The sequence below is a fragment of the Arthrobacter sp. BI5 genome (assembly GCF_056680065.1).
The window spans coordinates 2881780-2902247 of sequence record NZ_CM155264.1 but is presented as its reverse complement, the minus strand read 5'-3'; the positions used below and the strand labels follow the sequence as shown (position 1 = coordinate 2902247).

At 68.2% G+C, this 20468-nt stretch carries 22 protein-coding genes; 11 read left to right on the top strand and 11 right to left on the bottom strand.

Annotation, left to right across the window (positions count from 1 at the left end):
- Nucleotides 1-37: 37 nt before the first annotated feature.
- The gene (gene dapD, locus AC1MED_RS13305; RefSeq protein WP_479783739.1) at nt 38-1048 is read right to left on the bottom strand and encodes a 2,3,4,5-tetrahydropyridine-2,6-dicarboxylate N-succinyltransferase; all 1011 of its coding nucleotides are present in this window, start codon (nt 1046-1048) and stop codon (nt 38-40) included.
- 71 nt (nt 1049-1119) lie between these two features.
- Here dapD and dapE point away from each other — a divergent pair, with 71 nt between their 5' ends.
- On the top strand, nt 1120-2244 hold the full coding sequence (gene dapE / locus AC1MED_RS13300; protein WP_479783738.1) for a succinyl-diaminopimelate desuccinylase: 1125 nt from the start codon (nt 1120-1122) through the stop codon (nt 2242-2244).
- A gap of 102 nt (nt 2245-2346) precedes the next feature.
- Here dapE and AC1MED_RS13295 read toward each other — a convergent pair whose 3' ends face one another.
- The 4 genes from AC1MED_RS13295 to AC1MED_RS13280 form a co-directional block, all read right to left on the bottom strand.
- The gene (locus AC1MED_RS13295; protein ID WP_346959607.1) at nt 2347-3183 is read right to left on the bottom strand and encodes an amino acid ABC transporter permease; all 837 of its coding nucleotides are present in this window, start codon (nt 3181-3183) and stop codon (nt 2347-2349) included.
- Entirely contained in the window at nt 3180-3830 is a 651-nt protein-coding gene (locus tag AC1MED_RS13290) for an amino acid ABC transporter permease (RefSeq protein WP_479781149.1), read from the bottom strand. The genes AC1MED_RS13295 and AC1MED_RS13290 overlap by 4 nt, the downstream gene beginning before the upstream one ends.
- A gap of 98 nt (nt 3831-3928) precedes the next feature.
- A complete protein-coding gene (locus AC1MED_RS13285; RefSeq protein ID WP_479783737.1) occupies nt 3929-4810 on the bottom strand; it encodes a glutamate ABC transporter substrate-binding protein in 882 nt (293 codons plus the stop codon).
- Between the two features lie 87 nt (nt 4811-4897).
- Entirely contained in the window at nt 4898-5653 is a 756-nt protein-coding gene (locus tag AC1MED_RS13280) for an amino acid ABC transporter ATP-binding protein (protein WP_346959604.1), read from the bottom strand.
- Nucleotides 5654-5808: 155 nt separating this feature from the next.
- On the opposite strand from AC1MED_RS13280, the gene AC1MED_RS13275 reads away from it, so the two are divergent.
- The 4 genes from AC1MED_RS13275 to AC1MED_RS13260 all read left to right on the top strand — a co-directional run bounded on the left by AC1MED_RS13275 (nt 5809) and on the right by AC1MED_RS13260 (nt 8843).
- Nucleotides 5809-6708, top strand: coding sequence for an LOG family protein (locus AC1MED_RS13275; RefSeq protein ID WP_479783736.1), 900 nt, complete (start codon nt 5809-5811; stop codon nt 6706-6708).
- 35 nt (nt 6709-6743) lie between these two features.
- On the top strand, nt 6744-7154 hold the full coding sequence (locus AC1MED_RS13270; protein ID WP_479783735.1) for a DivIVA domain-containing protein: 411 nt from the start codon (nt 6744-6746) through the stop codon (nt 7152-7154).
- 20 nt (nt 7155-7174) lie between these two features.
- Nucleotides 7175-8452: a hypothetical protein gene (locus AC1MED_RS13265; protein ID WP_479786682.1), complete on the top strand. Its 1278-nt coding sequence runs from the start codon at nt 7175-7177 to the stop codon at nt 8450-8452.
- A 223-nt stretch (nt 8453-8675) separates the two neighbouring features.
- Entirely contained in the window at nt 8676-8843 is a 168-nt protein-coding gene (locus tag AC1MED_RS13260) for a DUF3117 domain-containing protein (protein WP_079550332.1), read from the top strand.
- Nucleotides 8844-8908: 65 nt separating this feature from the next.
- Here AC1MED_RS13260 and AC1MED_RS13255 read toward each other — a convergent pair whose 3' ends face one another.
- On the bottom strand, nt 8909-9541 hold the full coding sequence (locus AC1MED_RS13255) for an O-methyltransferase (protein ID WP_346959601.1): 633 nt from the start codon (nt 9539-9541) through the stop codon (nt 8909-8911).
- Nucleotides 9542-9776: 235 nt separating this feature from the next.
- On the opposite strand from AC1MED_RS13255, the gene sigE reads away from it, so the two are divergent.
- The 3 genes from sigE (at nt 9777) to AC1MED_RS13240 (ending at nt 12037) form a co-directional block, all read left to right on the top strand.
- Nucleotides 9777-10412 (top strand): RNA polymerase sigma factor SigE, encoded by a 636-nt coding sequence (gene sigE / locus AC1MED_RS13250; RefSeq protein ID WP_346959600.1) that lies wholly within the window; start codon nt 9777-9779, stop codon nt 10410-10412.
- A gap of 8 nt (nt 10413-10420) precedes the next feature.
- The gene (locus AC1MED_RS13245; protein WP_346959599.1) at nt 10421-11557 is read left to right on the top strand and encodes a hypothetical protein; all 1137 of its coding nucleotides are present in this window, start codon (nt 10421-10423) and stop codon (nt 11555-11557) included.
- A 102-nt stretch (nt 11558-11659) separates the two neighbouring features.
- Nucleotides 11660-12037 (top strand): twin-arginine translocase TatA/TatE family subunit, encoded by a 378-nt coding sequence (locus AC1MED_RS13240; RefSeq protein WP_346959598.1) that lies wholly within the window; start codon nt 11660-11662, stop codon nt 12035-12037.
- Nucleotides 12038-12088: 51 nt separating this feature from the next.
- On the opposite strand, the gene AC1MED_RS13235 is transcribed toward AC1MED_RS13240, so the two are convergent.
- From AC1MED_RS13235 to AC1MED_RS13225, 3 genes are read right to left on the bottom strand one after another with little or no spacing between them, the layout of a single operon-like run.
- Complete coding sequence (locus AC1MED_RS13235) at nt 12089-13240, bottom strand: Mrp/NBP35 family ATP-binding protein (protein ID WP_479783734.1); 1152 nt, start codon at nt 13238-13240, stop codon at nt 12089-12091.
- A 13-nt stretch (nt 13241-13253) separates the two neighbouring features.
- Nucleotides 13254-13991, bottom strand: coding sequence for a DUF1003 domain-containing protein (locus tag AC1MED_RS13230; RefSeq protein WP_346959596.1), 738 nt, complete (start codon nt 13989-13991; stop codon nt 13254-13256).
- On the bottom strand, nt 13972-15255 hold the full coding sequence (locus AC1MED_RS13225) for a magnesium transporter MgtE N-terminal domain-containing protein (RefSeq protein WP_346959595.1): 1284 nt from the start codon (nt 15253-15255) through the stop codon (nt 13972-13974). The genes AC1MED_RS13230 and AC1MED_RS13225 overlap by 20 nt, the downstream gene beginning before the upstream one ends.
- Nucleotides 15256-15332: 77 nt before the next feature.
- Between AC1MED_RS13225 and AC1MED_RS13220 the strand changes: the two genes are divergently transcribed.
- On the top strand, nt 15333-16274 hold the full coding sequence (locus tag AC1MED_RS13220) for a YflT domain-containing protein (RefSeq protein WP_479783733.1): 942 nt from the start codon (nt 15333-15335) through the stop codon (nt 16272-16274).
- Nucleotides 16275-16384: 110 nt separating this feature from the next.
- Here the strand turns inward: AC1MED_RS13220 and AC1MED_RS13215 are convergent, their stop codons facing one another.
- Complete coding sequence (locus AC1MED_RS13215; RefSeq protein WP_346959593.1) at nt 16385-17968, bottom strand: aminopeptidase P family protein; 1584 nt, start codon at nt 17966-17968, stop codon at nt 16385-16387.
- A gap of 71 nt (nt 17969-18039) precedes the next feature.
- On the opposite strand from AC1MED_RS13215, the gene AC1MED_RS13210 reads away from it, so the two are divergent.
- Both AC1MED_RS13210 and AC1MED_RS13205 read left to right on the top strand, forming a co-directional pair.
- On the top strand, nt 18040-18885 hold the full coding sequence (locus AC1MED_RS13210) for a PHP domain-containing protein (protein ID WP_479783732.1): 846 nt from the start codon (nt 18040-18042) through the stop codon (nt 18883-18885).
- Nucleotides 18886-18893: 8 nt separating this feature from the next.
- Complete coding sequence (locus AC1MED_RS13205) at nt 18894-19502, top strand: MarC family protein (RefSeq protein WP_479786680.1); 609 nt, start codon at nt 18894-18896, stop codon at nt 19500-19502.
- A 65-nt stretch (nt 19503-19567) separates the two neighbouring features.
- On the opposite strand, the gene AC1MED_RS13200 is transcribed toward AC1MED_RS13205, so the two are convergent.
- Nucleotides 19568-20461 (bottom strand): DNA-methyltransferase, encoded by an 894-nt coding sequence (locus AC1MED_RS13200; protein WP_479783731.1) that lies wholly within the window; start codon nt 20459-20461, stop codon nt 19568-19570.
- Nucleotides 20462-20468: the final 7 nt, after the last annotated feature.

Genomic DNA, 20468 nt, shown 5'->3' with positions numbered 1-20468 from the left:
CGGTCCATGCTTTAGCCGGTCGGTTGTCCGCCGGTGCCTAGTTGGCGTGCAGAGCCTCGTTGAGCTCAACGGTCTGTCCCCGGCGCGGGAGTACTTCCACTTCGCCGGTGGAGGAGTTGCGGCGGAAGAGCAGGTTCGGGACGCCGGAGAGCTCCACGGCCTTGACGATCCGGCTGGTGTCCTCGCCGTCGGCGTCTTTCGGCCCCGCCACCCGCACCCGGGTGCCGGCCGTGACGTACAGGCCGGCCTCGACAACGGAGTCGTCGCCGATGCTGATGCCCACGCCGGAGTTGGCGCCGAGCAGGACCCGCTCGCCCAGGGAGATCTTCTCCTTGCCGCCGCCGGAGAGGGTTCCCATAATGGAGGCGCCGCCGCCAACGTCGGAGCCGTCCCCGGCCACGACGCCCGCGGAGATGCGGCCCTCAACCATGGACGTGCCGAGCGTGCCGGCGTTGAAGTTCACGAATCCTTCGTGCATGACCGTGGTGCCTTCGGCCAGGTGCGCGCCGAGGCGGACCCGGTCGGCGTCGGCGATCCGGACGCCGGAGGGGATGACGTAGTCGACCATCCGCGGGAACTTGTCCACGCCGTAAACGGTGACGGCGCCGCGCTTGCGCAGCCGGGCGCGGGTGAGCTCGAAGTCCTCGACGGCTGCAGGGCCGAAGTTGGTCCAGACGACGTTGGGCAGCTTCCCGAAGATGCCGTCCAGGTTGATGCTGTTCGGCTTGACCAGGCGGTGCGAGAGCAGGTGCAGGCGCAGGTACGCGTCCGCGGTGTCGGCCGGGGCCTCGTCGAGGTGGATCTGGGCGAAAACGACCTTCTGTTCGGTGCCGCGGTCCGCGTCGGCGCCATGGGCGGCGATGTCCAGCAGCGACTGGTCCGCGTTGGCGACGTCGCGCAGGTTTTCCGCCGCGGTTCCGAGCGCCGGCGCCGGGAACCAGACGTCCAGCACGGTGGCCCCACCGTTACGGGTGGCGATGGTCGCGACCCCGTATCCGTAGGCGGAGCGGGCGTCGGCGGGCACGGCAGCAGAAGCGGTTTCAGTCATGCGTCAAGTCTATAGACGGCCCCCGCGCTCCCTGAAACCGGTGACGGGCGGCCGGCATATACAGTGGAACGGTGACTGAGCATACTGCCCCTGCCCGCCTGGACCTGCGCCAGGACGTTGCCCTGCTGACCGCGGACATCATCGACATTTTCAGCGTCTCCGGAGACGAACGCCGGCTGGCCGACGCCGTCGAACATGCCCTGCGTGCCATCCCGCAGCTCGAGCTGACCCGCGACAGCGACGCGATGATCGCCCGTACCAACCTGGGCCGGGCGGAGCGGGTCATCCTCGCCGGGCACCTGGACACCGTTCCGCTGCCCACCACCGAGGGCGCGCTGGGCACCGTCCCCTCCTACTGGCCCTCCGGGGCGCCGGGGGAGGGCATCCTGTACGGGCGCGGTGCCACCGACATGAAGGGCGGCGTCGCGGTGCAGCTCGCGCTCGCGGCAGGAATGTTCGACGGCGGCGCGGAGCCGGACAAGGACGTCACGTTCGTCTTTTATGACCACGAGGAAGTCGAGGGGGTCAAGAGCGGCCTCGGCCGGCTGGTTCGGAACCATGGCGGCCTGCTCGAGGGTGACTTCGCGATCCTGCTCGAACCCACGGACGGGACCGTCGAGGGCGGCTGCAACGGCACCATCCGCTTTGAGGCCACCACGGTCGGCGAGGCGGCCCACTCGGCGCGGGCCTGGATGGGCAGCAACGCGATCCATGCCGCGGCGCCGATCCTCGCCAGGCTGGCCGCCTACGAGCCCCGGACGGTCACCGTCGACGGCCTGGACTACCGGGAGAGCCTCAACGCCGTGCGGGTCAACGGCGGCACCGCCGGCAACGTCATCCCGGACCGCTGCGTCGTGGAGATCAACTACCGCTTCGCACCGGACAAGTCCATGGAACAGGCCGAGGAGCACGTCCGCGAACTGCTCGCCGGCTTCGAGCTGGTCCGCACCGACGGGGCGAACGGGGCCCGGCCCGGCCTGAACCACCCCGCCGCCGCCTCCTTCGTCGCCGCCGTCGGCGCGGAGCCGAAGCCGAAGTACGGCTGGACCGACGTCGCGCGTTTCAGCGAGCTCGGCGTCCCGGCCGTGAACTTCGGGCCGGGGGATGCACTGCTGGCGCACAAGGACGATGAGCACGTCGACGCCGACGCGGTCCGGGAGTGCCTGCGGGCGCTACGCAGCTGGCTGGGCGTGTAGTTCGCTGGAACCCCGCCGGCCCAGCAAACTACTAACGCAAGAGGTCCGGAACCCCGACGGGGTTCCGGACCTCTTGAGTTGGCGCGTGGTGTCCGCTGCGGCCTACTTGGCCGGGGCGGTTCCGGCGACCGGGACGTGGGCCATGCCGCCGGCGGCCTTCTTGGATCCGCGCCGCTCGATCCAGATCGCGAGGCGGGAGACCGCCAGGTTGATCGCGATGTAGATGGCCGCGGCCACGAAGAACACCGGGAAGAGGTACTGCGGACCCAGGAAGTCGGCCATGACCTGGACCGCCCGGAGGAGCTCGCCGTAGGCCACGATGTAACCGAGCGAGGTGTCCTTGAGGAGCACCACCAGCTGTGCCACGAGCGAAGGGAGCATCCGGCGGATGGCCTGCGGCAGTTCGATGGTCAGCCGCGACTGGAAGCTGGTCAGGCCGATCGCCAGGCCGGCCTCACGCTGCCCCTTGGGCAGCGACTGGATGCCGGCGCGGATGATTTCGGCGAAGATGGCCGAGTTGTACAGCACCAGGCCCGCCACGACGGCGATGAAGGAGCTCGTGGCAAAGACCAGCAGCACGAACAGCATCATCAGGACCACCGGCATGCCGCGCAGGAATTCCAGCACAATGCGGGTGGGAACCCGGATCCAGGCCACGTCGGAAATCCGCATCAGACACAGCAGCAGGCCCAGCGGGAAGGCGATCACGGCTGCCACCGCGGCGGCACTGAGCGTGGCCCCGATGCCGTTGGCGATCAGTGTCCAGACGTCGGCCTGGCCGAAGATGGCCCAACGCTGGCCCTCGAAGATGCCTTGCTGGGCGAGGGTCATGACGGCCAGGACCAGCAGGGCGCCGATCACCAGCACGCCGATGACCGAGCCGATCAGGGAAACGCGGCGGGCCTTGGGACCCGGGACGTCGTAGAGAACTGAGCTCATCGTGCGATCGCCACCTTTCGTTCAACCACGTTGGCCAGGTAGCCAAGCGGGACGGTAATCAGCAGGTAGAAGAACGCGACTCCGACGAGGACCCACATCACGGCATCGCCGTGGTCGTTGGCCAGCTGCTTGCCGTAGCCGAAGAGTTCCAGCACATAGAACGCGCCAGCCACGGAGGAGTTCTTCACCAGGGCGATGAGGATATTGATCAACGGCGGGATCACCGTCCGCAGGGCCTGCGGCAGGATGATCAGGGAGAGCACCTGGCCGAACTGCATGCCGATGCTGCGGGCGGCCTCGGCCTGGCCCACGGGGACGCTGTTGACGCCGGAGCGGACGGCTTCGGCGATGAAGGCCGAGGTGTAGGCGCTCAGGGCGATGATGGCCGCGATTTCGAACTGCTGGAACGTGACACCCAGGCGGGGCAGCACCACAGCGGCGAAGAAGAACGCGATGGTCAGCGGGGTGTTCCGGACAATCTCCACGTAGGCCATGCTGAAGCCGCGCAGGGCGGCGATGGGGGAGACCCGGGCAGCCGCGAGCAGGGTGCCGAAAACGAGGGCGATAATTCCCGAGACCACTGCCAGGAAGAGGGTTCTGAGAAAGCCGTCCCAGTACTGGGGCAGGCTTTCAATGATGACGTCCATAAGTTCCTTCAGCTGCGTTGAGGGGGTTCAAGCGTTACCAGGACAGTGGCGGCCGACGGGCCGCAGGAGCTGCGGGGCCGGCGGCCGCCACACCCGGATTAGTAGCGGTCGATCGTGGGGAGCTTCGGAGCCGTCTTGATGACAGCGCCGGCGGTTGCTTCCCAAGCCTTCTTGTAGGAACCGTCCTTGTCGAAAGCCTCCAGCTGGTCGTTGATCCAGGTGCGGAAGACCTTGTCGTCCTTCTTCAGGCCGATGCCGTACGGCTCCTTGGTGAAGGTCTCGTCGGAGGCCAGCTTGAAGGCGTCCGGCTCCTTGTTGACGAAGCCGGCCAGGATGACGTTGTCGGTGGTGATGGCTTCGACCTGCTTGTTGCGCAGCGGCTCAAGGCAGGCGGAGTAGGTGGCGGCCGGAACCAGAACGGCGGCGTACTTTTCCACGATGGTGGAGGCAGGGGTGGAACCAGTCACGGAGCAGACCTTCTTGCCCTTGACGTCCTCGGGCTTGGTGATCGAGGTGTTGTCCTTGTTCACCATGAGCGCCTGGCCGGCCTCGTAGTACGGGCCGGCGAAGTCGACTTCGGTTTTGCGCTTGTCGTTGATCGTGTAGGTGGCGACGATGAGGTCAACCTTGCCCTGCTTGATGAACTGCTCGCGGTTGGCGGAAACCGTCTCGACCCACTCGATCTTGTCGGCGGAGATGCCCAGCTTCGCGGCGAGCAGCTTGCCGATTTCAACGTCGAAGCCGACCGGCTTGCCGTCGAGGCCCTTCTGGCCGAAGAGCGGCTGGTCAAACTTGGTGCCGATGGTGATCTTGCCGGCGGAGGAAAGCTTTGCCATGGTGCTGTCGGCGGCGAAGCTCGGCTTCTCGGCTACGGGCGGGTTGGTAGTGGAGGAGCTGCCGCCGCACGCGCTCAGGCTCAGGGCCAGAGCTGCCGATGCGGCAACCAGAAGGGATTTCCTTCGGGTCAAAAATGCCATCATGACATTCCTTTCATTGGTCGGCTGCCTCACGGCAGCCTGGGTGCGAACTCTGCGGAAAATCGGGAACGGGCTTCGGGCCGGGAGGGCTCAGTGGGTCAGGAGCTTGGACAGGAAGTCCTTGGCCCGGTCGCTCTTCGGGTTGGTGAAGAACTCCTCGGGCGTCGCGTCCTCAACGATCTGGCCGTCCGCCATAAACACCACGCGGTCGGCTGCCTTGCGGGCGAAGCCCATCTCGTGGGTGACCACGATCATCGTCATGCCTTCCTTGGCCAGCTGGATCATGACGTCGAGGACCTCGTTGATCATTTCCGGGTCCAGCGCGGAGGTGGGCTCGTCGAAGAGCATCACCTTCGGCTTCATGGCCAGGGCCCGGGCGATCGCGACGCGCTGCTGCTGCCCGCCGGAGAGCTGGGCCGGCAGCTTCGGCGCCTGGTGTCCGACGCCGACGCGCTCCAGCAGAGCCATGGCGTCCTTGTCGGCCTCAGACTTGGACACACCCTTGACCTTGATCGGGCCGAGCGTGACGTTTTCCAGGATCGTCTTGTGCGCGAACAGGTTGAAGGACTGGAAGACCATCCCGACGTCGGCGCGCAGCTTGGCCAGCTCCTTGCCTTCCTCGGGAAGTTCCTTGCCGTCAATCCTGATGACGCCGTCATCGATGGTTTCCAACCGGTTGATGGCGCGGCAGAGCGTTGACTTGCCGGAGCCCGAGGGGCCGATGACAACAACGACCTCTCCCTTGCGGACGTTCAGATTGATGTCCTTGAGGACGTGCAACTGGCCGTAATGCTTGTTCACGGCATTCAGGGAGACGAGGGCATCGCCGGGCACTTGAGTAGTCATAAGAAGAATCTAGCGAACATTAGCGGAATATGACCGCAATCACTCGGAGTTGGTCCACATCGTGACCCAAGAGATATCCGCAGGTCAGGGTCCTGCCGCACGGTCCGCCGGGCCCGACGTGCCGGGGCGCCGGGGCTGCCGATCCGCGCTAGCCTATGGGCATGAGTACCGAGCCGCAGCCCACCGAAGAGCAGAACCCCGCGCCGAAGGCAGGTTCCGGGCGGCGGGACGCGCCGCCGGCCAACGGTATCCGGCACAAGGGGCCGCTGGAATTGCGCCGCAAGGCGGCCAGGGTCACGATGTCCGACCAGACACTGCTGGACACCAAGGGCCCCGGGCAGTTTGTGCACACCGACCCGTGGCGGGTACTGCGGATCCAGAGCGAATTTGTGGAAGGCTTCGGCGCCCTCGCCGACCTCGGCCCGGCGGTCAGCGTGTTCGGCTCGGCCCGGACCGTGCCCGGCAGCCTCAACTACGAGCTGGGCGTCGAGGTGGGCCGCAGGTTGGCCGAGGCGGGGCTGGCCGTGATCACCGGCGGCGGTCCCGGCTCCATGGAAGCGGCCAACAAGGGCGCGGTCCAGGGCAACGGCGTATCGGTGGGCCTCGGGATCGAGCTGCCCTTCGAGCAGGGCATGAACCAGTGGGTGGACCTGGGCATCAACTTCCGGTACTTCTTCGCGCGGAAGACCATGTTCGTGAAGTACGCGCAGGGCTTCATCGTGCTGCCCGGCGGCCTCGGCACCCTGGATGAGCTCTTCGAAGCCATGGTCCTGGTCCAGACCCGCAAGGTGACTTCGTTCCCGATCGTGCTGATCGGGACCGCCTTCTGGAGCCCAATGCTGGAATGGATTCAGACCACCCTGGTCGCCGAGGGCATGATGTCGGAGGAAGACCTCGACCTGGTGCAGGTGGTCGACGATCCGGCGCTCGCCGTCGAGCTCATCGTCGAAGGTGCCGCCCGCCACCGCAACCCGAACGGGAACAACCCCAGCACCGGGAACGGCAGCGGCGGCAACAACGGCGCCGGCACCGGCGGCAACGGCCCGCGGGGCTGAGCAGCCGGCGCGTCCCCGTCTGGCACCATGGAGCTGTGAGTTTCTTCCTGGTCTTCGTGGCGATCGTGCTGGCCGCCGTCGTCATCCTCGTCGGCACCGACCTGGCGCCGCGGATCTTCCGCCGCCGCGCCGGAGAGCAGCCCTTCAACGACGGCTTCGACGAGCCGGTGGCCTCGCTGCCGGCCGTGCTGTTGCCCGCTGATGCGGCACCCGCGGACGTCGAGAAGATCCGGTTCGCCGTCGGCGTGCGCGGCTACCGGATGGACCAGGTGGACCAGGTGCTCGACGAGCTCCGGGACCAGATCGCCCGGAAGGACCGCGAAATCGCCGGCCTCCGCACGGAACTGGAACCCGCCCAGCGGGAACCCGCCCAGCCGAAACCCGCCCAGCCGGAAGCCGCCCAGCCGGAAGCTAACCCTGCCCCGGCGCCGGACCTGGCCCCGTGAACGCAACGGCACAGGACGGCCTGAACTCCGCCGTGTGGAGCCGGATCACGGCCGCCGGCACCCAGGCTGCCCGCTGGCCGTGGTGGCTGCAGGTCGGCGGCCTCTACCTCGCCGCCCGCCTGGTCAGCTCCTGCATTTTCATGGCGGCAGCCCTGCATCAGGGCGTGAATCCCTGGTTTCCGGCAAAACCGGACTACTGGAACTTCATCAACATCTGGGACGCCCGCTGGTACGGCGAGGCGCTGCGGAACGGCTATCCCACCGAACTGCCAACCGACGACGCCGGCAACGTCCAGGAAAACGCCTGGGCCTTCTACCCGCTGTTTCCGCTGCTGGGCCGCTCACTGACCGGGCTGACCGGGATCGCCCCCGCAGCCTCGCTGACTGTCATCGCCATGCTCTCGGGCCTGGCGGCCTCCCTGGTGGTCTACCGTCTCTTCCGGCTCAAGGCCACCCATCGCACCGCGCTCTGGGGCGCGTTGTTCTTCAGCACCTTTCCGGTCGCGGCGGTGCTGCAGGTGCCGTACGCGGAGTCGCTGAACCTGCTACTGCTGGCCGGAGCCCTGCTGCTGGTGGTGCGCCGGCACTACCTCGGGGTCATTCCGGTGGTGCTCTTGATGTGCCTGTCCAGGCCCACGGGCGTGCCCTTCGCCGCGATGGCCGGCCTGCTGTTCCTGTACCGCGTGTACCCGCACCTCGTCGCGCGGTTCCGCGCCCGGCCCGCTGGCGATGTCCAACACGGCCAACTCGGCCACTACGGCACGCCGGCCGGTGGGCGGCACAGCCCCCGCGAACTGTGGTCCCTGGCCGGGCTGGCCGCGGCCAGCGGCCTCGGCGCGCTGTTGTGGCCCGCCATCGCCTGGGTGCTCACCGGCGACCTGCAGGCCTACACCAAGACCGAAACCGTGTGGCGCGGGCACGACCTGGTGCCGTTCAAGCCGTGGTTCGATACCGGCGTCCAGCTGTTCGGACCCGTCCTCGGACTGCTGGCGCCGTTCGTCTTCGTCGCCGTCTTCGTCCTGCTGATGATGTCGCGGCCGGTCGCTGCGCTGGGCACGGAACTGCGGCTGTGGTGCGTTTGTTACGTGGGCTATCTGCTGGTGTTCCTGCACCCCCAGACCAGCACCTTCCGGATGCTCCTGCCGCTGTTCCCGCTGGCCCTCAGCGCGGCCCTGGTTTCACGTTCCCGCGCCTACCGCGGCACGGTTATTATCATGTTTTTTCTGCTGCAGATTGTGTGGATTGTGTGGCTGTGGGCCTGGGCCCAGCTGCCCGGCGGAGGCGACTATCCGCCGTGACGCCGAACACCTTTCCGGACCGGAAATGCGGCATTCCTTAGGGCCGGGGAAAGTCCATCGATTAGCTACAAGCGCGTAATTACGGGATAATAGGGCCCAAGCAAGGAAAACTGAGTGTTGAGCCACGGCGGCTGCTCCATCGCCGCCGGGCGGCTTGTTTGACCAAGCGGACGCAGCCCGGCCGGGCTGGTAAGTCACGGGACTACTGGAGGGGATATTCCTCATGGCGGCTATGAAACCACGCACCGGCGACGGCCCTATGGAAGTGACCAAAGAGGGCCGCAGCCTGATCATGCGGGTTCCGCTCGAAGGCGGGGGACGGCTTGTGGTCGAACTCAACGCTGCAGAAGCGACAAACCTCAAGGAATGCCTGGTCGGCGTTACCGAATAGCTTCTTCGTCGCGCTCGAAGGGGCCCGCAGCCTGACGGCGGCGGGCCCCTTCGGTGCGTCCGGGGCTACTTCTTGACGGCCACCAGCAGCCCGTCGCCGGTGGGCAGCATGGCCGAGGCGAGACGGTCGTCGTCGCGGATCGACTTGCCGATCTGGCGCAGCACCACGGTGGTTGCGTCGCGGGCCGCGGGGTTGGAAACCCGGTCCTTGTCCAAGGCGTCGTTGACGATCAGCAGGCCGCCGGACTTGAGCAGCCGGATGGCCTGCTCGACGTAGCTTGGGTAGTTGGGCTTATCCGCATCGATGAACACAAGGTCGTAGGCGCCGTCCGTCAGGCGCGGCAGCACGTCGCCGGCGCGGCCCGAAATGGTGCGGGTGCGGTTGGCCGGGCTGCCGGCCTCCTGGAAGGACTCCCGGGCGGCGCGCAGGTGTTCAACGTCGACGTCGATCGTGGTGAGGACGGCCTGCGGGCCGAGGCCCCGCAGGATGCAGACGCCGGAGACGCCGGCGCCGGTGCCGATTTCCACCGCGGTCTGCGCCTTCGAGGCGGCGGCGAGGACCGTCAGCACGGCGCCGACGCCGGGCCCGATCGGGGTGACGCCCAGTTCGAAAGACCGTTCGCGCGCGTGCAACAGAACCTCGTCCTCGGCAGGCAGATCTTCTGCGTAGGACCAGCTCGTGGACTTATCGGCGCTCATGGGTATCGCTTTCCGGGCAGGAGGGGAGTGTTTCATACAGCGTACTGTGTTCGGCAGGCTCTTCGGCGTTCCGCCGTGGGCGGAAGAACAGGGGGCGTCAGGAAATTCCCAGCTTATTTTGAAATGATGGTTATCCGCTCATCCGCGTGGTGATCGGCGCCGAATCTAGGGGTGTAGGAGCTTGCAACAGCAAGTGCCATCCAGGCGTAAGCACCATCCGCGAGGGGAGTGGACAATGTCGGTTCTGGCAGCTGTCCCTGTAACTGATGAGTCCCAGCCCACGGCCGAGGCCGAGTGGGTCAGGCCGACGTGGGAAGAGGTGGTGACCAACCACTCCGCCAAGGTTTACCGCCTGGCGTACCGCCTCACCGGCAACAAGTACGACGCCGAGGACCTCACCCAGGAAGTCTTCGTCCGCGTCTTCCGCTCGCTGGAGAACTTCAAGCCCGGCACCCTCGACGGCTGGCTGCACCGCATCACGACCAACCTCTTCCTGGACCAGGCCCGGCGCAAGAGCCGGATCCGCTTCGACGCGCTGGCCGAAGACGCGGAATCGCGCATTCCCGGCCGCGAGCCCGGCCCGGAACAAAGCTTTGAATTCAACAATCTGGACCTGGACGTGCAGGCCGCCCTGGAGGAGTTGCCGCCGGATTTCCGCGCCGCGGTGGTCCTGTGCGACCTGGAAGGCTTGTCCTACGATGAGGTCGCCGTGGCGCTGGACGTCAAGCTCGGCACCGTCAGGTCCCGGATCCACCGCGGGCGGACGATGCTGCGCGAGAAGCTTGCGCACCGCGACCCTCGGCCGCAGCCGGCGTCGAAGCAGTCCCTGAAGCCGCGGCTCAAGATGCCGCGCATCGCCGGCCTCCTCTGAACCGGGCAATGGGTCAACTGAAGCACTTCCTGGGTGGCCTTGCGTGCGAATACTTCGGCCGCAGGCCGCGGCGCACCCGGCGCACGGCGCAGCCGGGCAGCAGGGGCCAGCAGCGGCACCGCAAACACCTTGAGCGGTGCAGTGCGTGCCGTGAGCGGCAGCAGCGCGAACGCCAATACCTCGAACGGCTCCGCGGTGCCGCTGTGCCCGCTGCCAGCGAGGACCTGACCGCCCGCCTGCTGGCCCGCACCGGTGCGCTGGCCGCCGGACAGGAGAACGCTGCGGCCGACGAGGGAACTCCTGCGCCGCAGCAGCCATCGGCGGCCCGGCAGCTGGGCCTGCCGCGCCGGACGGGGCCAACGCGGGTCTCCATCCGGATCGCCGGCGCAGTCGCTGCGAGCGGGGTCCTGGTAGGCGGCGCCGCCTACCTGCTGGGCGGTGAGACGGCCCTGCCCGCCGATGAAGCGTTCACCTCGGCGTTCGCCGCCCGGAACGACGCCGGCCCGGCACTGTCCGCCGAGAGCGTCGCCGGGGCCGCGTGGAAACTCAGCAGCGGACCCGACGTCGCGCCCGCCGGGTCCCTGACCGCCGGGCAGCTCGCCCAACTGCGTGCCCGCGGCTGGGCGTGCCCGGAACTGCGGGAGCTGGGCTACCACCTCGTGTGGGCCCGTGGCGGCGTCGCCGACGGCTCCGAGGTCCTGGAGCTTCGGCTCACCGACGGCCGGCACTTCGCCACGGTCCTGGAACAGCATGCCGGCGGCGCCGCGGACCGTCCCGGCACGGCGGCCGCCCGGCACGGTGCGGGTCAGCCGGCCGCTGCGCCGCCGGTCAACGTGCTGACCGGACACCCTGCCACCGAGGACGGCTTCGTCGCCGCGCCGCTGGACACGGCCGCAGCGGGCGGCTCGGCCCTGCCGGCCGGGGACCTCTGGGTCAACCGGCAGGGTCCCTTCCGGGCCATCTACCGGACCCCGGCAGCCACCTTCACGTACATCTCCGAACTCCCGGCAGAACAAGCTGACGACGGCGTGGGCGCCTTGGTGCACGCGCGCCCCGCCAAGGCCGCGGCACTGCCGGACACCGAGGCGGTGCCCGTCCGGCTGGAGCGCGGCCTGGAGCGCATTCTGGAGCTGCTCGCCCGATGATGCGACGCGCCCTCCCGCCCCGTGGTGGGGTCCGCCGGTCTGGCCGCAGCGGGGTCCTGGCCGAATCGTGTCGCACCGGAGTGAGAGGGTAATCTTCCTAGAGTGCTTGGAATCAACGGACCGGAGTTCATACTTCTGCTGATCATCGGCCTTTTGGTGATCGGCCCCAGCAGACTGCCCGAATACACCCAGAAGCTGGCCAACATCGTCAAGGAAGTCCGGCGGATGGCGTCCGGCGCCCGGGAGCAGATCAAGGAAGAAGTCGGCATCGACATCGACGATGTGGACTGGAAGAAATACGATCCCCGGCAGTACGACCCGCGGCGGATCATCAAGGAAGCGCTCCTGGAGGACGACTCCAAGCCCGTGAGTGCCGGGGCGCCCGCGGCGGTCGCCACCGCCGAGGAGCACCGCCCCGCCAGGGTCGTGGAACGGCTGCCCGAGGGTGAGGCCGCGCCGTTCGACTCCGAGGCCACCTAGGCGGGAAGTCGGGCCGCAGCGGGCCGGCCGCAGCGGGCCGGCCGGCGCGCGTCAGCGCGGCTGCAGGCCCAGCGACATGCCCTTGAGGCCGCGCGGGCGGGAAGCCAGCTTGCCGGCAATGCCCGCCAGGGCTTGCGCTGCCGGCGTTTCGGGGCGGCCCAGCACCAGCGGGACCCCGCTGTCACCGCCTTCGCGCAGCAGGATGTCGAGCGGGATCTGGCCCAGCAACGGCACCTCGGCGCCGACCGTGGCGGTGAGCCGTTCGGCGAGTACGGCGCCCCCGCCGCTGCCGAAGAGATCCATCCGGCCGCCGTCGGGCATTTCCAGATAGGACATGTTTTCCACCACGCCGGCCACCGACTGGCCGGTCTGGACCGCGATCGCCCCGGCCCGCTCGGCCACGTCGGCGGCCGCGGCCTGCGGAGTGGTGACCACCAGGATCTGCGCCTTGGGCAGCAGCTGGGCCACGGAGATGGCGATGTCGCCGGTGCCGGGCGGCAGATCGAGGAAGAGGGCGTCCAGGTCGCCGAAGTAGACGTCCGTGAGGAACTGCTCCAGGGCGCGGTGCAGCATCGGCCCGCGCCAGGCCACCGGCTGGTTGCCCGTGACGAACATGCCGATGGAAATGACTTTAACGCCGTAGGCCACCGGCGGCAGGATCATGTCATCCACCCGGGTGGGAGCCTGGCTGATGCCCATCAGCGCCGGAACCGAGAAACCGTACACATCGGCGTCGACGATGCCCACCCGGAGCCCCTGCGCCGCAAGAGCGCAGGCCAGGTTCACGGTCACCGAGGATTTTCCCACCCCGCCCTTGCCGCTCGCCACGGCATACACCTTGGTCAGGGAGCCCGGCGCATTGAACGGGATCCCGCGCGCACCGCCGGGGCCGCGCAGCCGCTCCTTGAGCGCATCGCGCTGTTCCTGGCTCATGACCTTGAGCTCGACGTCGACGGCGGTGACACCCGGCACGGCGGCCAGCGCGGACTCGCAGTCCGCGGTGATGGTGCCGCGCAGCGGGCAGCCGGCGATGGTCAGGAGTACGGCGATTCGTACCCGGCCGCCGTCGGAGACGTCCACCGACTCAACCATGCCCAGTTCGGTGATGGGGCGGCGCAGTTCCGGGTCGATCACGGTGGTCAGTGCCGCGTGCACGGCCTGTTCCAGGGCGGAGTCCGGGGCTGATCCGTGCGGGGTGCTCATTGCGGGGGGAGGCTCAGCTTTCGGGGAGGGTGCGTGGGGCGGGCGGTTCCGGGTTGTCCGGCCTGCCCTCGGTCCTGGCGTCGCTGCGGACGCGGGGGATCTGCTGGGTGCGGGGACTGCGCTGTTTATCGCGGCGGTCCTTGAGTTTTTCCCTGACCTTCTCGCGCGGGGACTCGTGGACGTCGGCGGACGGGTCGTGGCTGCGCAGTTCCTCCTGTGCCTCCAGCATGTCCTCAAGCAGGCTGCGCAGCTCGGCGCGGACGTAGTCGCGGGTGGCGACTTCGCGCAGGGCGATGCGCAGCGAGGCCAGCTCCCGGGTCAGGTACTCCGTGTCGGAGAGGTTCCGTTCGGCGCGCTGGCGGTCCTGCTGCAGCGAGACGCGGTCCCGGTCGTCCTGCCGGTTTTGCGCGAGCAGCAGCAGCGGGGCGGCGTAGGAAGCCTGCAGCGACAGCATCAGGGTCAACAGTGTGAAGCCGAGGGCCCGCGAGTCGAACTGCCACTCCAGCGGCGCGAAGGTGTTCCATCCCAGCCAGACGACCACGAACACCGTCATGTATACGAGGAACTGCGGTGTGCCCATAAAGCGGGCAAAGCCTTCCGTGGCGTGGCCGAACGCGTCCGGGTTGGGGGAGAATTTCGGCAGGATCCGCTGCCGGCCGCTCAGCGGGGTGTCGAGGCTGCCGGTGGTCCGTGCTCCCGGACGGACGTTGGAGTTCCGTTGCGTGCTGATATCAGCCAATGCGGCCTCCAAGCTTCCTTATCGGGGCGTCGTCCTCGTGGGCGCGCCAGTCATCGGGCAACAGATGATCAAGCACGTCATCAACAGTCACCGCCCCGACGAGCCGGCCGTCGTCGTTGACCACGGGAAGTGAGTTGAGGTTGTACGTGGCGAGGGCGCGCGCGACCTCGCTGATGTGGGCCTGGTCCGAGACGGGTTCGAGGTTCTTGTCCACGAGGTTGCCCAGCGGTTCCGGCGGCGGATAGCGCAGCAGCTGCTGGATGTGCACGACGCCGAGGAACCGCCCTGTCGGCGTTTCGAGCGGCGGCCGGGCGATGAAGATCGAGGAGGCCAGCGCGGGGGAGAGCTCCTCGCGCCGGACGTGGGCGAGGGCTTCGGCGACGGTCGCTTCCGGGGGCAGGATGACCGGGACAGGGGTCATCAGGCCGCCGGCGGTGTCCTCGTCGTATTCGAGCAGGCGGCGCACGTCCTCGGCGCCTTCGGGTTCCATCAGCTGCAGCAGTTCCTCGGCCTGCGCGCTGGGCAGTTCGGCGAGGAGGTCGGCGGCGTCGTCGGGGTCCATCTCCTCCAGCACGTCGGCAGCGCGCTCGACGTCGAGGGCGGAGAGGATTTCCACCTGGTCGCCCTCCGGCATTTCCTGCAGCACGTCGGCGAGGCGTTCGTCCTGGAGTTCGCTGGCCACCTCGAAGCGGCGCTTGTCGCTCATCTCCTGCAGCGCCTCGGCAAAGTCGGCGGGCTTGAGGTCCTCGTGGGTGGCCACGAACGCGGTGGCGGCCTGGGGCTCCGTGCGGGCACCCTGCTGGGCATCGGCCCAGTCGATGATCATGGTCTCGTTGCGCCGCAGCCGGCTCAGGGGCGAGAGCGAGTGGCCGCGGCGGACGAAGAGCTTGCTGACGAACCAGTCGCCGGAGCGGTGCCGGTCCATCGCGATGTCCTCGATGGTGGCGTCCCCGCTGCCGTCGGCGAGGGTCACGCGGCGGTCGAACATCTCGGCGACCACGAGCATTTCCGCGCCGCGCTGTTCGAAGCGGCGCAGGTTTACCAGCCCGGTGCAGATGATCTGGGTCTGGTCGATCGAGGTGATGCGGGTCATCGGCACAAACACCCGCTTCTTGCCGGGGACCTCGACGACGATGCCGACCACGTGCGGGGCGCCGCGGTTGCCGCGGGAGAGCACGACGACGTCGCGCAGCCGGCCCAGACGGTCGCCCAGAGGGTCGAAGACGTCCAGTCCAAGGAGGCGCGCGACAAATACCCGCGAAAGAGTTGTGCTCACACCTACAGGCTACCGAGTCCGCTCTCTTTTAGCTGAATTTGCAGGCGCTGCCCAGCTGGATGGGTGAGAATGGGCGTATGTCAAACATTTTTGGTGGTCCAAAGGCCGGCGCTCCCGGCGGGGCGGACGAGTCCCGCGCTGTTCCCAAGGGGGACACCGTCGGTTCCTACAACTCCTACCTGGACGCCCAGAAGGCGGTGGACTACCTGGCGGACCAGCAGTTTCCCGTGCAGCTGGTCTCGATCGTCGGCAACGAACTGAAGATGGTCGAGCGTGTCACCGGCCGGCTCACCTATCCCCGCGTGGCGCTCTCCGGCGCGCTGAGCGGCATGTGGTTCGGCCTGTTCGTGGGCGTTATGCTCTCCTTCTTCTCCGAGTCCGGCGGTTACTTCTCGATTGTGACCTCGGTGCTGATGGGGGCGGCGTTCTTTATGCTGTTCGGCATCGTCACCTACGCGATGCAGCGGGGGAAGCGTGACTTCACCTCCACCAGCCAGGTGGTGGCGACGAACTATGACGTGGTGGTGGCCTTTGAGGCTGCCCATGAGGCCCGGCGCCTGCTGCACCAGCTGCCGATGACCCAGCACGATGCCTCCGCCCCGGGCTACCAGCAGCACGACCACCAGCACCAGCCGTTCCCGCAGGGACCCCAGCAGCCCGGCCCGCAACAGCAGGGCCAGCAGCAGCCCGGCCCGCAACAGCAGGGCCAGCAGCAGCCCGGCCAGCCGGGACAGGGACAGGGGCAGATGCCGCAGCGTCCGGCGGGTTGGAGCGACCCGTACGGGCAGCGGACCACCGACGCCGGCAAGCAGCCGGCCGCCGGCGGCGCCGCCGCTCAGGAACAGGAACCGGTCCGTCCCTCCGGTGTCAGCTACCCGGACCTGCCCGACGGCCGCCCGCAGTACGGCGTCCGGGTCACCGACACCGCCCCGCCCACCCGGCAGGGACCTTCGCAGCAGGACGCAACGCAGCAGGACGCAACGCAGCAGGACGAACAGCGCGGCGAAGAACGGCGCTAGGAGCACCGGCCGGAGAGTTTCGCCGCGGGCCGCAGCAAGAAAACAGTAAGTAAAAAGGGAGGGCCGCCGGATCAATCACCGGCGGCCCTCCCTTTCTCCTTGCCTGGTTGCTAAGGCAGCTGGGCTTCGATTTCCTGGTAGATGCCCGCCATCCAGGACTCGACGTCGTCGGCCTTGCGGGGCAGCGCGGCACTCAGGTTGACCGGCCCGTCCGCCGTCATCAGGATGTCGTCCTCGATCCGGACGCCGATCCCGCGGTATTCCGCCGGGATGCCGAGGTCTTCCTCCTTGAAGTACAGCCCGGGTTCGATCGTGAAGACCATGCCCGGTGCCAGGATTCCGTCCAGGTACAGTTCGCGCTTGGCCTGGGCGCAGTCGTGCACGTCCAGTCCCAGGTGATGGCTGGTGCCGTGCGGCATCCAGCGCCGGTGCTGCTGGCCCTCGGTGCTGATGGCTTCCTCGACGGACACCGGCAGCAGCCCCCAGTCGGCGAGGCGTTCGGCCAGCACGGTAGTGGCCGCGGTGTGGATGTCGCGGAACTTGGTGCCGGGCTGCGCCGCGGCAAAGCCGGCGTCGGCGGCGTCGAGCACAGCCTCATAGACCTTGCGCTGGATCTCGGAGAAGGTGCCGTTGGCCGGCAGGGTGCGGGTGATGTCCGCGGTGTACAGGGAGTCTGCCTCGACGCCGGCGTCCAGCAGCAGCAGCTCGCCGGCGTTGATCTTGCCGGTGTTGCGGGTCCAGTGCAGCACAGTGGCGTTGTTGCCGGAGGCGGCGATGGTGTCGTAGCCGAGCTCGTTGCCCTCCTCGCGGGCGCGGGCGAAGAAGGCGCCCTCCACCACGCGTTCGCCGCGGCGGTGCGTGAGCGCCCGCGGCAGGGCCTTGACCACCTCGGTGAAGCCCTCCACCGTGGCGGCCACGGCCGTCTTCATCTGCTCGACTTCCCATTCGTCCTTGATCAGGCGCAGCTCGGAGAGGGCCTCGCTGAGCTTCTCGTCGAGGGCGTCCAGCACGCCGAGGTCCAGGTTCTCCGGGTCCTTGGCGGTGTTGTAGCGGGCGGTGTCCACGAGCGCATCAATGTTCTCGTCCACCTTGCGCACCAGGCGGATGGAGATGCCGCCGATTTCCGGGGCGCCCACGTTCTTGGTGATGGCGAGCTCGAGTTCGCTCAGGTCGGCGGTGTCCAGGCCGAGCTTGGCCTGGAATTCGGCGAGGGTGGGGCGGGCACCGATCCAGAACTCGCCGGCGCGGGAATCGGCGTAGAACTGCTCGGTGTCCCGGCCGGCCAGCGGGCGGAAGTACAGGGTCGCGCGGTGGTGGCCGCCGTCGTCGCCTTTGCCCTCGTCCGCGGGCTCCAGGATCAGCACGGCGTCAGGCTCGTGGTCCAGGCCCAGGCCGGTGAGGTGGGCGAAGCCCGAGTGCGGACGGAAGCGGTAGTCGCAGTCGTTGGAGCGGACCTTCAGCGGGCCGGCCGGGATGACCAATCGTTCACCTTTGAACAACTCTGAGATGGCCCGGCGGCGGGCGGCGGCGTGGCCGGCGACGGCGTCGCGTTCGGGCAGCTGCTGCCGGGACGGGGCCCAGTTGCTGGCCATGAACGCCTTGAAGGCATCGGAGCTGGGCCGCTGCGAGCGGTTGTTGACGCGCTCGTCGAGGGGCTGGGAAGCGGAGACTTGGGTGTTATCTGCATCGTTCACCGTCCCATAGTCTCACCAGCGCCGCGGCTTAGGCCAACAAGCCGCGGCGGCGGATCTACTAGGCTGGGGAGGTGAGGATTGACCTGCATGCCCACTCGAATGTTTCCGACGGCACCCAAGCGCCCGCGGAGGTGATGGCGTCCGCTGCGGAAGCCGGGCTCGACGTCGTCGCCCTGACCGACCATGACTCCACCGACGGCTGGGCCGGGGCCGCCGCCGCCGCGCGGAAACTCGGCATCAGCCTGGTCCCCGGCATGGAAATCTCCTGCCGCACCAGCGAAGGCATCAGCGTCCACCTGCTCAGCTACCTCCACGACCCGGCCCACCCCGGCCTGCTGGAGGAGATCACCAAGGCGAAGGACGCCCGCTTCACCCGGGCCGAGCGGATGGTCAGCCTGCTCGCCGAGGATTACCCGCTGACCTGGGACGACGTCATCCATCACGTCGCGCCGGGCGCCACCCTGGGCCGGCCGCACATCGCCGACGCGCTCGTGGCCGCGGGTGTGGTCGAGGACCGCACCGAAGCCTTCGAATCGATCCTGACCTCCCGCTCCCGGTACTGGGTGCAGCACTACGCGCCGGACCCGGCCTACGCCGTCGAACTGGTCCGCGACGCCGGCGGCGTGCCGGTGTTCGCGCACCCGGTGGCGTCCTCCCGCGGACGGATTGTGGGGGACCGCACCTACCGGGAAATGATCGACGCCGGCCTGGCCGGGCTGGAGATCGACCACCGGGACAACCCGGAGGAGGGCCGCGCCTTCCTGCGCCGGCTCGCCGAACGGCACGGCCTCCTGGTCACCGGTTCCTCCGACTACCACGGGACCGGCAAACCGAACCTGCTGGGCGAGAACCTCACCGCGCCCGAGGTGTTTGCCCGGATCGAGGAACTGGGTACCGGAACGTCCGTGGTGCGCTGATGGAGTGGATCGACCTTCAGCTTCTGGCCTCCGTGATCGTCACGCTGTTTGTGATCATGGACCCTCCCGGGACAGTGCCGATCTTTATGTCGCTCACGGCCCAGATGGGCGCCAGGGACCGCAACCGCTCCGCGCTCCAGGCGCTGCTTGTGGCCACCGGCGTGATCGTGACCTTCGCGATTTTCGGACAGTCCATCCTGAACTACATGCACATCTCGCTCGCCGCACTCCAGGGTGCCGGCGGCCTGCTGCTCGTGCTGATCGCGCTGCAGCTGCTCACCGGCTCCACCGGCGGCGAGGAGAACGCGGCCAAATACAAAAACGTTGCCTTCGTGCCGCTGGGTACTCCGCTGATGGCGGGACCGGGCGCGATCGTCGCGGTCATGGTGTTTGTCCAGCGCTCCAACAGCATGGCGCAGTACCTCGCCGTCGGGCTGGGGATTGCCGTGACGCTCGCGTCCCTGTACCTGGCGATGCGCTTCGCCGGCGTCGTGCAGCGAGTCCTGGGTGAGAACGGCGTCGAGCTGGTCACCCGGATCGCCGGCCTGCTGCTGTCCGCGATTGCGGTGCAGATGATCGCCGACGCCGTGCACGCCTTCGTCAAGAGCTGGAGCTGACGGCGCCGCCCAGCTGACTTGCAGTGCCTGGCGGCTCGGCCCTCAAAAACCGGACCTACCGCGAGTCAGTGGGGGAGGGCCGGGGGCTGGGTTCCCGGCAGCGCCGTGAAGTGGGCGTGCGCGGCGAGCCGTTTGGCCATCACGTCGACGGCGGCCTGGTTCTGGTCCACGCAGACGAATTTCCGGTCGAGCTTCGCGGCCACGGCGCCGAGCGTGCCGGAACCGGCGAAGAAGTCCAGGCACCAGTCGCCGGGCCGGCTCGAGGCCGCGACCACCCGCCGGATCAGGCCCTCCGGCTTTTGCGTCGGGTAGCCGGTTTTCTCTTTGCCGGTGGGCGAGACGATGGTGTGCCACCAGACGTCGGTGGGCAGCTTGCCGAGCTCGCGCTTGGCCGGCGTGACCAGCCCGGGGGCCATGTACGGTTCCCGGTCCACCTCGGCGCTGTCGAAATGGTATTTCGTCGGGTTCTTCACGTACACGAGGATGTTGTCGTGTTTGGTCGGCCAGCGGAACTTGGCCCGGGCGCCGTAGTCGTAGGCCCAGATGATCTCGTTGAGGAAGCACTCGCGGCCGAAGATCGCGTCCAGCATGACCTTGGCGTAGTGCACCTCGCGGTAGTCCAGGTGCAGGTACAGGGTGCCGTCGTCGGCGAGCAGCCGCCAGGCCTCGACCAGCCGCGGCTCCAGAAAGGACCAGTAGTCGCTGAAGGCGTCGTCGTAGCTGTGCAGCGCGCCCTTGATCGTGTCGTAGGACCGGCCCTTGAAGCCGACCCGGTCGCCCTCGCCGCCGGTGTTGAGCACCATTTTGGTTTCCTGGCGCCGCTGGACCCGGCCGGTGTTGAAGGGCGGGTCCACATAGATGAGTGTGAAGGCGCCGTCCGGCAGCGTCGGGAGGTATTCCGCGTTGTCCGCGTGAACCACCAGGTTGCTGCCGTCCGGCGCCCAGACGGTGTCAGTCATAGAGAGG